General features: G+C 49.5%; 12 protein-coding genes and 1 riboswitch. Of the genes, 8 read left to right on the plus strand and 4 right to left on the minus strand.

Features of this window, described 5'->3' with window-relative positions:
• The first annotated feature begins 6 nt into the window (after window positions 1-6).
• Window positions 7-92, plus strand: a riboswitch (cyclic di-GMP riboswitch).
• Between the two features lie 80 nt (window positions 93-172).
• From CAG65_RS00830 to CAG65_RS22000, 5 genes are all read left to right on the plus strand, one after another.
• On the plus strand, window positions 173-2,476 hold the full coding sequence (locus CAG65_RS00830; protein WP_161451516.1) for a chitinase: 2,304 nt from the start codon (window positions 173-175) through the stop codon (window positions 2,474-2,476).
• 212 nt (window positions 2,477-2,688) lie between these two features.
• A complete protein-coding gene (locus tag CAG65_RS00835; protein ID WP_161451519.1) occupies window positions 2,689-3,129 on the plus strand; it encodes a MerR family transcriptional regulator in 441 nt (146 codons plus the stop codon).
• Between the two features lie 211 nt (window positions 3,130-3,340).
• Entirely contained in the window at window positions 3,341-4,297 is a 957-nt protein-coding gene (locus CAG65_RS00840; RefSeq protein ID WP_161451521.1) for an SDR family oxidoreductase, read from the plus strand.
• Window positions 4,298-4,327: 30 nt separating this feature from the next.
• Window positions 4,328-5,413 (plus strand): saccharopine dehydrogenase family protein, encoded by a 1,086-nt coding sequence (locus CAG65_RS00845; protein WP_161451523.1) that lies wholly within the window; start codon window positions 4,328-4,330, stop codon window positions 5,411-5,413.
• Window positions 5,414-5,583: 170 nt separating this feature from the next.
• Entirely contained in the window at window positions 5,584-5,775 is a 192-nt protein-coding gene (locus CAG65_RS22000; protein WP_202599223.1) for a hypothetical protein, read from the plus strand.
• A gap of 94 nt (window positions 5,776-5,869) precedes the next feature.
• Here CAG65_RS22000 and CAG65_RS00850 read toward each other — a convergent pair whose 3' ends face one another.
• The 3 genes from CAG65_RS00850 to CAG65_RS00860 all read right to left on the minus strand — a co-directional run bounded on the left by CAG65_RS00850 (window position 5,870) and on the right by CAG65_RS00860 (window position 9,643).
• A complete protein-coding gene (locus CAG65_RS00850; protein WP_161451525.1) occupies window positions 5,870-6,898 on the minus strand; it encodes a methionine synthase in 1,029 nt (342 codons plus the stop codon).
• A gap of 29 nt (window positions 6,899-6,927) precedes the next feature.
• On the minus strand, window positions 6,928-7,902 hold the full coding sequence (locus CAG65_RS00855; protein ID WP_161451526.1) for a DUF1852 domain-containing protein: 975 nt from the start codon (window positions 7,900-7,902) through the stop codon (window positions 6,928-6,930).
• 304 nt (window positions 7,903-8,206) lie between these two features.
• Complete coding sequence (locus CAG65_RS00860) at window positions 8,207-9,643, minus strand: aminotransferase-like domain-containing protein (protein WP_161451528.1); 1,437 nt, start codon at window positions 9,641-9,643, stop codon at window positions 8,207-8,209.
• 153 nt (window positions 9,644-9,796) lie between these two features.
• Here CAG65_RS00860 and CAG65_RS00865 point away from each other — a divergent pair, with 153 nt between their 5' ends.
• The 3 genes from CAG65_RS00865 to CAG65_RS00875 are packed head-to-tail and all read left to right on the plus strand — an operon-like array spanning window position 9,797 to window position 12,349.
• Window positions 9,797-11,161 (plus strand): cytochrome ubiquinol oxidase subunit I, encoded by a 1,365-nt coding sequence (locus CAG65_RS00865; RefSeq protein WP_161451530.1) that lies wholly within the window; start codon window positions 9,797-9,799, stop codon window positions 11,159-11,161.
• Window positions 11,162-11,191: 30 nt separating this feature from the next.
• Window positions 11,192-12,199, plus strand: a complete 1,008-nt coding sequence (gene cydB, locus CAG65_RS00870) for a cytochrome d ubiquinol oxidase subunit II (RefSeq protein ID WP_161451532.1) — start codon at window positions 11,192-11,194, stop codon at window positions 12,197-12,199.
• A 21-nt stretch (window positions 12,200-12,220) separates the two neighbouring features.
• Window positions 12,221-12,349, plus strand: a complete 129-nt coding sequence (locus CAG65_RS00875) for a DUF2474 domain-containing protein (protein ID WP_161451534.1) — start codon at window positions 12,221-12,223, stop codon at window positions 12,347-12,349.
• Window positions 12,350-12,530: 181 nt separating this feature from the next.
• Here the strand turns inward: CAG65_RS00875 and CAG65_RS00880 are convergent, their stop codons facing one another.
• On the minus strand, window positions 12,531-12,860 hold the full coding sequence (locus CAG65_RS00880; protein WP_161451535.1) for a hypothetical protein: 330 nt from the start codon (window positions 12,858-12,860) through the stop codon (window positions 12,531-12,533).
• Window positions 12,861-12,890: the final 30 nt, after the last annotated feature.

The raw sequence follows: 12,890 nt of genomic DNA on the forward strand, positions 1-12,890 counted from the left end.
GGTTGTTTGTGTCAACGGCAAACCTGTTGAAAAACAGGGACGCAAAGCTTCCGGCCTAAGGAATATATTTCTAAGGTAGCGGGGTTACCACAAATATCTGGTTTCACTACGCGTAAACCAAATAGGATTGTTGCACTTACTGCTCGTTTTTTAATAAACGAAGGTAAATACCATGAAACAAAACACCTATCTGTTTGTTGCAGGCACAACGCTTGCGATAACCGGGGCATTCCTGCCCGTTTCCGCACTGGCCAGCGAATTGATCGTCGTCCAGCAGAGTCAAACTCAAGCGCCACAACCGGCACCGGTGCAGACGGAGGTCATCGTCGACAGTGCCTCGGCTAACTGGTCAAATCTATCGATTAAAATCACCAATACATTGGCACAGGATGCTGACATCGACGGCATGGTTGTCACATTTGTCTCTCCACAAGACGTCACTTCCGTGTGGGGGAATTTCGGCGGCATCAGTTATCCGAACAACATAGCGGTCAACTCTACACCCACTGCCGAGGGCAAGTTCCTCATTCAGGTTACCACCACGTACTCAGACGACAGTTGGATCAACAGCATGTTGGCCTTCGGCGGAGCGATCTCGCTGCAATTCGGTTTGGGCGTCAATGCCACCCCAGAGACCATTCAGGACGTCAAAGTTTTTCTTGATGGCGTTGAAACTGGCGATGGCCAAATCACACTCACGGCCCCTACCGCCCCCGGAAGTGACGTCACCGACCAAAAGGCCACTGCAACATTATCTGGCCCCAACGGATACCAGCAATCCTTCTCGCTCGACTGGCAATCGTCTACCACAGTCGACGCACTCACTTACGGTGCCTACATCCTCGATGTCAACCCGGTGGGAGCTTACCCAGCCAAACCCGCTCGTCAGGAGCAGACACTCACCGATGAGAGCCACCAAGCTGAGTTGAGTTGGGGGTATGGCGAAGCCATCTACCCGGCCAGCTTCCGTTTGACACTTCCTGCAAACGATCTGGTGGATAGCACAACCCTAACCATGACAAACGCCAGCTCTGGTGAACAAAGCTATTATCAGGCCCCTTACGGCAGTGAAACGCTGGTAGACAGCCTGGCACACGCGACGGCTTACCACGCAGAACTGACCGGGTACCGGCTCAACAACCTCCAGCACACACTGTTGATGAATGGCGAGCAATCCTTTGAATTTGTGGCCGATAAAGATCAGATCGCATCGCCAGATGTGACTGAAACTACTCAGCCCGTCGATACCGCCAATTTTATCGAAACGTACATTCAGCTTCAGGGATTACCGGTCAACCAGAGCACAACTTTGACTTTGGTCCACAGTGAGCAGGATATCTATCAGCACCCGCTACAAAGCGGCGGTCCAGAACGCTTTGATCTGTTGCGTCCAGGCAACTACACCGTATCCGCTCCTGTTGTTGAAGTTGATGGTAAACGCTACCTGTTGGCCACCACTTCACTGGTGATCAGTGAAGCGGGTATCGCGACCGTGCAGTTTGTCGAACAAACGGACGACCAAGCCAACATTCTGGCCCCATACAAAGACACCAGCATCAATGCTGATTGGGCTAATGGTGGAATGGAAAGCCTGGTGGACTTGGCTAATCAGTCCGGCAACAAACACTTTACTCTTGCCTTTGTTCTCGGCAGCGAGTGGAACCCAGACGTCTGCGAAGCGCTGTGGGGAGGCCAACCCGACATGAAAGTTTCACAACAATGGGGCAAGAAACAGATAGACGATCTACGCGCGGCCGGTGGAGACGTGATCATCTCCTTTGGTGGTGCGAACGGACGTTACCTGTCACAAGCCTGTGCGACGGAAGACTTGCTTTATGCCGAATACAAAAAAGTCATCGATACATATCAGGTGTATCACCTCGATTTTGATGTAGAAATGGGCCGCGAAAACGATGCTGCGGCAATGGCACGTATGGTTGGTGCACTGACACGTTTGCAGGCCGATTACCCGCAGCTGAAAGTGAGTTTCACCCTGGCGGCAGCGCCTGATATCATCCGTGGGTTTGATGAAGTGGTTGTCCCTGCTGCCAAAGCCGGCATCAATATCGACAGCGTCAACCCGATGACCATGAGCTTTGGTCAGTGGTATCACGACACTTACGTTGACGACACAGCAGAGCTGGCGATTCTGACCGTCGAGTTTTTGAAAGATAAAATGGCCGTGCTCTACCCGGAACTCGACGAACAAGCGCTGTATCAAAAACTCGGTATGATACCGATGCAAGGCCTGAACGATCTGACCGTCGATTCGATATCCCTTCAGCAAGCCGAGCGTCTGGCAACCTGGTCCAAAGAGAAGAACCTCAAATACCTATCCTTCTGGTCCATCAACCGTGACCATTCGTGCAGTGATGCCTGGGCGTCAGCCACCTGCTCAAGTGCCAAAGACGGCGTGCCGTTCCAAAGTGAATCATGGCAATATTCAGAGGCCTTTCTGAAATTTATTAAGCCGTGATTTTGTGCGTCACTTTGCCAGCTGGCAGTGATGTCTGACTCTCCGTCCCATCCGGTATCGTGCACGCGATACCGGATTTTTCACCTCGGGGCCGACTCCGGTGTCATCCAAACCGAGAAAACGTTGACCATTGGTCTGCCCACGTCATACTGTCTAGCGGGTCCATCATCATCGCGACGCAGCAAATCGTCCACAGACCGGGAAACACAACAATGAAAATTGGGGAACTCGCGCAGCAAACGGGCTTGACGCCATCACGCATTCGCTTCTACGAAAAAATTGGCCTGTTGACCACCGTGAAACGCACCGCCAATGGTTACCGCACTTATCCGCCTGAAGCGATCATGGTGCTCAATATGATCACCAGCGGGCAGCAAGCCGGGTTTACCCTGGATGAACTGCGCGCACTGTTGCCCGCCGATTTGTCACAATGGGATCATCATCATCAACTACTGACTACACTGCAACAAAAGGTCAAAGATCTGGAAGACATTGAACGCAAAATCGCGACGAGCAAAGCGCGGTTATTGGAGGTACTGCGGGAAGTCGAGGCCAAACCCGAGGACATGGACTGTGCAACCAATGCCAAGCGGGTTATGTCTCAGTTTGGTTGGAATATTTTGCCGCATCAGGACGACGATAAAAGCCAGTAACCTGCCGGTTTATCGCATTCGTTCGGTCATTCCCGTATCCCATCGATTTACTTTCGCCCGTGAACAAGGCACTCGCTTCTTTGCACTCAGGCTGAGCTGAAGCTTTACTTACCCACACAACAGACAGTCACAATTTTGCTTGACCTTAAACATAACTTTAACCTTAGGATGCTCGCTAACAGATACAGTGACCTCTCAGGAGAAAGACATCATGCAAACCATACTTGGTGCAAACGGGCAAATTGGTCGCGAGCTGGCGAACAGCCTTAAACGCGAATTTACCCAGGATATTCGCTTGGTGAGCCGACGACCTCAAAAAGTGAATGAGAGCGATGAGCTTTTTCAAGCCGACCTGCTTGATCCGGTCCAAACACTGCGAGCGGTCGAAGGTTCAGAGATTGTGTATCTGACCGCAGGGCTCCCGATGGACACGCAATTGTGGGTTGATCAGTGGCCAGTCCTGATGCGGAACGCGATCGCAGCTTGCGAAACGGCTGGTGCGAAGCTGGTTTATTTTGACAACACTTACATGTACCCGCAAACCAGCGAACCGCAACGTGAAGACGCAAGGTTTGCCCCAAACGGCGAAAAAGGTAAAGTCCGGGCTCAAATTACCGAGATGTTACTCGACGCAATGAATCGCGGCTCTCTGACCGCAGTGATCTGCCGAGCTCCGGAATTTTATGGCCCGGGTATAACCCAGAGCTTCACCAACACCACGATCATAGAGCCACTGTTGAACGCCAAACCGGCCAAAGTATTTCTGCGTGATGATGTCAAACGCAGCCTGATTTATACCCCGGATGCCAGTCGGGCGATGGCTCTGATCGGTAATACGCCTGACGCTTACGGCCAAACCTGGCACTTACCTTGCGATGATAATCGATTGACGTACAAACAATTTATTTCTCTGGCCGCAGAGACGTTCGGCGCTCAACCGACTTACCGGATCATCAAACACTGGCAATTAAGGTTGGCAGGTCTGTTCAATCGTACCGTTCGAGACACGGCCGAACTCCTGCCCCGTTATGGTGAGGACAATATTTTTGTCTCCGATAAATTTAAAGCTCGATTTCCAGAGTTTCAGTTTACACGCTTTGAACAAGGGCTAAAGCATATCCTCCGTGAGCGACAACAAAAGCAAAGCGCCGAACCAAAGCAAGCCTAATCCCCGTCACAACTTGCAGGAGCAATAACCATGACACAAGCAAACCCCGACCTTCAACACGCCCGTTGGCTGATTTACGGTGCTTACGGTTATACCGGTGAACTGATTGCACGTGAAGCGGTTCGGCAAGGATTGCGCCCCTTGCTGGGGGGAAGAGACAAACAAAAAACACAACGTTTGGCGAATGAGTTGGGATTAACCGCCCTGACTTTTGGCCTGGATGACTCCGACACCGCAGCGCAACAATTAAGTGGAGTGTCGCTGGTGTTAAACTGCGCTGGTCCATTCTCATCGACGGCGCATCCGATGATGCGGGCCTGCCTTGACGCGGGTGCACACTATCTCGATATTACTGGTGAAATCGCCGTATTCGAGTTGGCGCAGCGCCTGAACTCGCAAGCTCAGCATGCCAATGTGGTTCTTTGCCCGGGCGTCGGTTTTGATGTTATTCCAACCGACTGCCTTGCAGCGGCGCTCAAAGAAGCTATGCCAGATGCCACCCATTTGTCGTTGGGGTTTGATTCCCGCTCTGGCTTTTCTCCGGGTACAGCCAAAACCTCGGTCGAAGGCCTGGCCCAGGGCGGGAAAATTCGTCGTCAGGGCGATATCGTAACCGTTCCACTGGCTTATGAAGTCCGCCGGATTGATTTTGGCGACGGTGAGAAGCTTGCCATGACCATTCCCTGGGGCGATGTGTCGACCGCTTACTACAGCACTGAGATCCCCAATATAAACGTCTTTATCCCAGGCTCGCCACGCATGATCCGTAACGCTAAAAAAGCCAATTTTGTTCGCCCTCTCCTAGGTTGGCGCTGGCTTCAGGCTCTGATTAAAGCACGAATTGAAAAGACCGTCACAGGACCGAACGAGCAACAGCGCGCTCAACTGCCCACCTACGTCTGGGGAGAAGTGACCAACGCTAAGGGTGAACGGAAAACCGCACGAATCCAAACAGCAAACGGCTACAGCCTGACCGTTACAGGCGCACTTGCTGTGGTGACGTATCTGATGCAGCACCGTTCTGCTGGCGGCAGCTACACTCCCTCCAAGTTAATGGGGAAATCGTTGGTCAATCAGCTACCCGGCTCCGGGGAAATTAAGATTGGAACGTCATGACCGACAGTCTCACCGGTAGCTAAAAATGACAAGAGTAAATAATCAGACGTAACGATGAGACACTCATCACAATGCACTCATTTCAGTAAATTTGCATAGAGATTCAGTCGTTATAAATTGTGTATTGCCGCTAGCATTCACATTCATGTTAAGTCAAAACGGAACGCGCAATGAGTAGTAACAGCATCTTCCCTAAAGGGTCGGTCGCTCATGAAAATGAGTTAAAGCCGACCCCTGCCAATAATTCCAACGCAGACGCGGGTAACTTTTTCCCAAAAACGTCCATTGCTTATGAAAATGAAGTACGCGCGAACCGGGTCACGCCAGGTGCGGGGCAAGGCTTTTTACCGTCAAAGAAATAATAACAGCCAAGTAGATTACCTTCAGGCGTCTATTTAAAAAACCAAGACACAAGTTCTTGGTTTTTTCTTCATTTCCTGGTGTATCTCAGCGCAGTTAGGCGGAAAGCTCTCGCCGTACGATTTCGGCCCCCGCGCTTAAAGCGTCAAGCTTGGCGGTGGACACTTCGCGGGACAACGGAGCCATACCACAGTTAGTACAAGGGTAAAGCTTGTCCGCATCAACGTAATTCAATGCTTCTCGCAATGTGTTCGCGACTTCCTCAGGTGTTTCGATATCATTGCTCGCCACGTCAATCGCCCCCACCATCACCTTCTTGCCGCGAATCAACTCCAGCAGTTCGATAGGTACTCGCGAGTTATGACATTCAAGCGATATGATGTCGATATTCGACTTCTGCAGTTTCGGGAACACTTCTTCATACTGCCGCCACTCTGAACCAAGCGTCTTTTTCCAATCGGTGTTGGCTTTAATGCCGTAGCCATAGCAAATATGCACCGCTGTTTCACACTTCAGTCCTTCGATTGCGCGCTCTAAACACGCAATCCCCCACTCATTGACGTCATCAAAGAAAACGTTAAAAGCGGGCTCGTCGAATTGGATGATATCCACCCCCGCAGCTTCTAACTCTTTGGCTTCTTGATTAAGGATCTTGGCAAACTCCCAAGCCAGCTTTTCGCGACTGCCGTAGTGAGCATCGTAAAGTGTGTCGATCATGGTCATCGGGCCAGGCAGCGCCCATTTAATAGGCTGCTGAGTTTGCTGGCGCAAGAACTTCGCATCTTCGACAAACACGGGTTTTGTGCGGCTGACTGGGCCAACGACGGTGGGTACGCTCGCCTCATAACGGTCGCGGATCTTCACCGTTTGACGGTTTTCAAAATCCACGCCGCTTAGGTGTTCAATAAACGTGGTCACAAAGTGCTGGCGGGTTTGCTCACCGTCACTAACGATATCCACCCCGGCCCGCTGCTGTTCTTGCAAAGAGACGCGCAAAGCATCGCGTTTGCCATCAATCAATTCTTCGCCTTGCAGCTTCCAAGGTGACCACAGTGTCTCAGGTTCAGCCAGCCAAGAAGGTTTAGGTAAGCTGCCTGCCGTAGAAGTCGGTAATAGTTTTTTCATCGTCATTTCGTCCAGGTTCGTGTTATCGGTTACGCGTAATTTGCAGACCATTGCTCAAGGAGCGATTGATAAGGTTTGATAAAATACTCCTCGGCAAATTTGCCTTGTTCAATCGCAAGTTGGCTGCGCTCTTCACGGTCATACACGATTTGAGTTAATGAGTGGTCCTGGTTCTTTAAGTTTGGCTGGTAACAGTTACCGGCCACCGCATTGGCATTGTAGATCTCTGGGCGATAAATCTTTTGGAACGTCTCCATAGTACTAATGGTGCTGATTAGCTCCAGGTTGGAATAATCATTGAGCAGGTCACCCACGAAGTAAAACGCCAGCGGAGCCACGCTGTTCGGTGGCATAAAATAGCGAACCTGCAGGCCCATTTTCTTGAAATACTGCTCGGTCAACGACGACTCGTTGGGCTGATATTCAAAACCCAACACCGGGTGCTGATTGTCGGTGCGACGATAAACTTTATTGTCCGACACACTCAGACAAATCACAGGAGGCTTTTTGAAATGCTGTTTGTACGATTCTGAATGGACGAAAGACTTGAACAGTTTTCCGTGCAGATCGCCAAAGTTATCTGGAATACTGAACTGAGGCTGGTTCTTGTTGTGGTCCAGTAACAGCACACTAAAGTCATAATCACGTACATAAGAAGAGAAGTTGTTCCCGACAATGCCTTCAATGCGCTCGTCGGTCTTGTGATCAACGATGTTGGTTTTCAGTACTTCAATTGATGGGAAGGTTTCACCACTGCCTTGGATATCCATATCCACCGAGATGATCTCTAGCTCGACAGAATAACGGTCACCATTTGGGTTATCCCAATGAGCCAACGCATTGAAACGATTGTCGATCATTCGCAGTGCATTGCGTAAGTTCTCCTGGCGGTAATTTCCTCGCGCCAAATTGGCGAAATTCGTTGTGATACGCGTGCTGTCTGATGGCTGATAATGCTCATCAAAGCAAATGCTCTTAATAGTAAAGGTGAAATCGTTCTTCATAGTGAGTTGTATCCTATTTCCTTAGATAAACGCTGACGGGTATCTGACTCTTGTTATGGGATAGTTCTGTTTTTTGATTTTCCCAATCGTTAGTCTGACTGCATTTATGGTCCATCGCCTACGCAGAAGTGGCCGTAACGCGGCTTAACGCCAGAGCAGTCTTTTACTTATACGTGCTTCACTGATTGAATAACATTGGTTTTGTTTCACATTGAACATGAAAAACATTCATGATTGGCAGGAGGAACTTGAAAGTTCGCGCCATATGCAGCGTAAGTCGGGACATGAATGTCACGACATCGCTTTAGGCGTTTGGGGGGACTGGTTGTCCGGAGACATGCTCCACGATGAGTGTTGCCAGGGTGCTCAATGCGTGCGTGTTTTTAGGAGTAAGTTCAAATGATGCGTTTAGACGAAGGCAATGGTTATATTGCTCCGTCAGGCTGAACATTTTTCCTGGTGCGATACTGATGTTTTCTTTTAACGCTTGCTTGTATATCGGCAAAGCATCGATATGGGGCGGTAGCTCCAGCCACACAAAATACCCGCCGCGCTGACTGACAATGGTCACTCTGTCCGGCAGTAACGCTCGAAGCAGCTCCGTCATCTTGCTTTTACGTTCAAACAATTTTTTACGCAGCTGTTTAAGATGCGATTCGTAGTTGCGACTGGTCAGATAATGCACCAGCGTCATCTGAATCGGAGTGCTGGTTGCGAGCGTACTCATTAACTGCAGCTTTTGGACATCCAGTGCTCGTTTTCCTGCCGCCACCCAACCAATACGCAGCCCCGCAATCAGTGACTTGGAAAACGATGAGCACAGCAGGGTGTTGCCCGTATTATCGTACATTCTGAGCGGACTCACTGAGTCATTCCCAACGTACAACTCACTGTATACATCGTCTTCAATCACCGGCACATTATAGCGCTGAACAAGCTCAACCAGCGCTTGCTTCTTCTCATTGCAGAGCGTCACCCCCAGCGGATTCTGAAAATTCGACATCAGCCAGCACGCTTTCACATCGTGGGTTTGCAGCGCACGTTCCAACGAATCCAAATCTATCCCCGTGATGGGATCTGTTCTTATCGAAAGGGCTTTTAGCCCTAACCGTTCTAGCGTTTGCAAAGCCCCGTAGAAAGCTGGGGACTCCACCACAACCCAGTCTCCTGGCCTTGTACACACTTGCAGGCTGAGTGTTAATGCCTCTAATGCGCCTGCGGTAATGACAATTTCATCTGGTGAAATCTCTATCCCTTTTGCGCTGTAACGCTGGGCAATAATGGTGCGTAGCTGCTCATTACCCGGAGGTAAGTTATCAAATGTGGCAGAAATTGGCATGTGCCGAGCCGCTGTGCTCATTGCCCGATTGACATGGTAACGCGGGTATAAACCGGGGTCAGGATACGCGAAGCCGAAGTTGGTCATCGCCGGATTCTTGCTGGCTTGCAACACGTCAAATATAAACCCGTTGATATCAACCTGCTCCGTCCACGAGAGTGCAGCAGGGACATGGTTTTCATCTGTCCTTTGCACATTCGGTGCGACCCGGTAACCAGAGCGAGGTTGTGAGACGACCCAACCTTGTGACTCAAGTAATTGATACGCGTGCAATACGGTCATTAAACTCAAACCTGAGTGTTCGGATTGTCGACGCAAAGACGGAAGCTTATCTCCGGCGCTCCAGATCCCGGACTGTATCTGCCTCTTAAGCTGATCAACCAGTTCTTGATACTTCGCCAACACCCACTCTCCATCACAACGTTCAGCACAAAATCATAACACTTAACAAAACCATCTGTTATAGATTTATCGTAAAGCTCTGTATCTACCTCCTTGACTTATCACCTTTTAAAATGGCCCATTCATTACACTTATAAGCCCAAAGGAAGTTTCATGTTTGGCCTAGATGCATTCATGCTGGCAAGGATACAGTTTGCCTTTACCGTCTCCTTTCATATTATTTTCCCCGCCATCACCATAGGCTTGGCCACTTACCTGGCTGTCCTTGAAGGGCTGTGGCTAAAAACCCGGGATCCGGATTATCAAAAGCTCTACCACTTCTGGTCGAAGATTTTTGCTGTGAACTTCGGCATGGGGGTGGTTTCAGGACTGGTGATGGCCTATCAATTCGGTACCAACTGGAGTGGCTTCTCTGATTTTGCCGGTTCCATCACCGGACCACTATTAACTTACGAAGTCTTAACCGCCTTTTTTCTCGAAGCTGGCTTTCTCGGCGTAATGCTGTTTGGGTGGCATCGTGTGGGTGAGAAACTGCACTTTTTCGCGACCTCGATGGTTGCACTGGGCACCATCATTTCAACCTTCTGGATCCTCGCATCCAACAGTTGGATGCAAACTCCTCAAGGCCACGAAATCATTGACGGACGCGCAGTGCCGGTCGACTGGTTTGCCATCGTTTTCAATCCTTCATTTCCATACCGTTTAGCCCATATGAGCGTTGCCGCGTTTGTCAGTTCAGCGCTGTTTGTTGCCGCCGCCGCCGCATGGCACCTGCTAAAAGGTAACCGCTCTTCTGCCGTAAAGAAGATGTTTTCTATGTCACTGAGTGTGCTTGTGCTACTGGCCCCGCTTCAGGCTGTTATCGGCGATCTGCATGGACTCAACACCTTAGAGCACCAACCTGCCAAAATCGCCGCCATCGAAGGGCACTGGGACAACAGTGATGGAGAAGCGACTCCGCTCATTCTATTTGGCATGCCAAACATGGCCGCAGAAAGAACAGACTACGCCATCGAAATTCCACTCTTGGGCAGTCTGATCCTCCGTCACAGTCTGACTGACCCCATCCCGGCACTGAAAGAGTTCCCTGTAGACGAACGACCAAACTCTCCAATCGTGTTTTGGTCTTTCAGAATCATGGTCGGGCTTGGCCTGTTGATGATATTTCAAGGGCTCTACAGCATGTGGTTACGCAAAAAACACACCCTTTATACCTCAAACGGGTTCCTCAAATTCTCATTAATGATGGGGCCTTCAGGTCTGGTTGCGATACTCGCCGGCTGGTTCACCACCGAAGTTGGCCGTCAGCCGTGGGTCGTGTATGGGGTACAAAAAACGCGTGATGCCGTGTCGTCCCATGGCGACTTACAGATGAGCATCAGTCTGCTGTGTTTTCTGGTTGTCTACAGCATGGTATTTGGCTTCGGCTACTACTACATGATCCACCAGATCAAGAAAGGCCCTGATGTCATAGAGCACGATGAGCATGACATGGCCACGGTTTCAGGTCGCATTTAGCGTCGCCAGAGAAAAGTAAAGGTAAAAAATATGCATTTTGATTTATCCGTGATTTGGTTTGCGATCATCGTTTTCGCAACCCTGATGTACATCATCATGGACGGATTCGACTTAGGGATTGGCATACTGATGCTTTTCGTCAAAAACGAGCAACAAAAAGACGTCATGGTCAACAGTGTGGCTCCTGTCTGGGATGGCAATGAAACCTGGATTGTGTTGGGAGGCGCGTCTCTGTTTGGCGCTTTTCCGCTCGCGTACGCCATCATTATTGAAGCATTAACCATTCCTTTAACGCTGATGTTGATTGCGTTGATTTTCCGTGGTGTCGCTTTTGAATTTCGCTTTAAAGCCTTGGAAAACCACCTTAAGTTCTGGGACCGATCTTTTATGGCTGGATCGATTCTGACTACGTTTTTCCAAGGCATTGTGGTTGGTGCTGTGATTCAGGGCTTTGATGTGGAACAACGTGTGTTTGTCGGAGGACAACTGGACTGGATGGCACCCTTCCCGATCTTTTGTGGATTTGGCTTGCTCGCCACTTACGCGCTTTTGGGAAGTACTTGGTTGATCATGAAAACAGAAGGCGAGCTTCAGAAGCGCATGTTTGGCTTCACCAACACAACGTTAATGGCGATGATATCCGCATTGGTCATCGTAAGCGTCTGGACGCCACTGGCGTATCCGTCCATTGCCCAACGCTGGTTCTCGGTGCCAAACTTATACTATCTGATTCCCGTCCCTGTGCTGACCGGACTGGTATGTTTAAAAATTGCCGATTCAGTGAGAAAACGCAAAGAGCGCAGCCCGTTTATGATGGCATTAATCATCGTTATCCTCGGATTCGCGGGGCTTGGCATCAGTATCTGGCCGAATATTGTTCCACCTGGTATTTCTATCTGGGATGCTGCTTCACCCGCCAGCAGTCAGAGCTTTATGCTGGTCGGAGCCATGATCATTATCCCGGTCATTCTGGCTTACACCTTCTGGAGTTACTACGTATTCGCAGGGAAGGTAAAAGAAGGCGAAGCGTACCACTGAACAACTCGTAAGGAACCTTGAATGAAAATGAAGATATGCTTTAGCCAATGGGCTTGGATGATTGGGATTTGGGTAGCAAGCGTTGCCGCACTGGGCATTGTGTCTGCACTGTTTCGCCTGATGATGACTGCTGCAGGTTTTAAGTCGTAAACCCCAATAACCTACTCAAGTTTCGAATAGAGAAACTGGAACGGCTCAGATTGATCTTGTGCCACACAACTTTGACACTCTTTAGTTAATATAGAACGAGTTCGATTCTGGCAAGTTGTACAAACGTAGTGGAAAACGGTAAACATCCTCTCATAGTGCTAAGGAGGAGAAAAATAGTCCACTAGAGGAAGTTTGCAGAAACAATCACGCTTTTTTCACTCAGACGGTGTACTTCAACCCAGTTTATTTTCAAAGAGGGAGAAGAAATATACACTTTTTCGCCAACAGACATCTTTGCGCTTATATCTTTAAAAGGCAGGTAGGTAAGTTGATAGTCTTTTATTGCAGGTTCATAACAACGTATTCCTTCCTGCTGCAGCATACAACCTGGTTCAATTACCGAGCCAGAAAATGTAATCGTGCTTGCGTGTATTTGAACATAAGGTGCCCCTAAAACAGATAAAAGTCCTATGAAAAATAACTGCTTGATAAATCGTCTAGGCTTCTTCATATATGAAATCTCTTGCTTTCTCTATATGAG

Origin of the sequence: Vibrio sp. V39_P1S14PM300 (assembly GCF_009904765.1) — a bacterium.
In the GTDB taxonomy this organism is placed as follows: Bacteria; Pseudomonadota; Gammaproteobacteria; order Enterobacterales; family Vibrionaceae; genus Vibrio; species Vibrio proteolyticus.

Bases quoted from the DNA above. Each gene is read 5' to 3' on its own strand.
- CAG65_RS00845 (WP_161451523.1), top strand. From the start codon at position 4,328: ATGACACAAGCAAACCCCGACCTTCAACACGCCCGTTGGCTGATTTAC.
- CAG65_RS00840 (WP_161451521.1), top strand. From the start codon at position 3,341: ATGCAAACCATACTTGGTGCAAACGGGCAAATTGGTCGCGAGCTGGCG.
- CAG65_RS00835 (WP_161451519.1), top strand. From the start codon at position 2,689: ATGAAAATTGGGGAACTCGCGCAGCAAACGGGCTTGACGCCATCACGC.
- CAG65_RS00855 (WP_161451526.1), bottom strand. From the start codon at position 7,902: ATGAAGAACGATTTCACCTTTACTATTAAGAGCATTTGCTTTGATGAG.
- CAG65_RS00880 (WP_161451535.1), bottom strand. From the start codon at position 12,860: ATGAAGAAGCCTAGACGATTTATCAAGCAGTTATTTTTCATAGGACTT.
- CAG65_RS00850 (WP_161451525.1), bottom strand. From the start codon at position 6,898: ATGAAAAAACTATTACCGACTTCTACGGCAGGCAGCTTACCTAAACCT.
- CAG65_RS00865 (WP_161451530.1), top strand. From the start codon at position 9,797: ATGTTTGGCCTAGATGCATTCATGCTGGCAAGGATACAGTTTGCCTTT.
- cydB (WP_161451532.1), top strand. From the start codon at position 11,192: ATGCATTTTGATTTATCCGTGATTTGGTTTGCGATCATCGTTTTCGCA.
- CAG65_RS22000 (WP_202599223.1), top strand. From the start codon at position 5,584: ATGAGTAGTAACAGCATCTTCCCTAAAGGGTCGGTCGCTCATGAAAAT.
- CAG65_RS00830 (WP_161451516.1), top strand. From the start codon at position 173: ATGAAACAAAACACCTATCTGTTTGTTGCAGGCACAACGCTTGCGATA.
- CAG65_RS00875 (WP_161451534.1), top strand. From the start codon at position 12,221: ATGAAAATGAAGATATGCTTTAGCCAATGGGCTTGGATGATTGGGATT.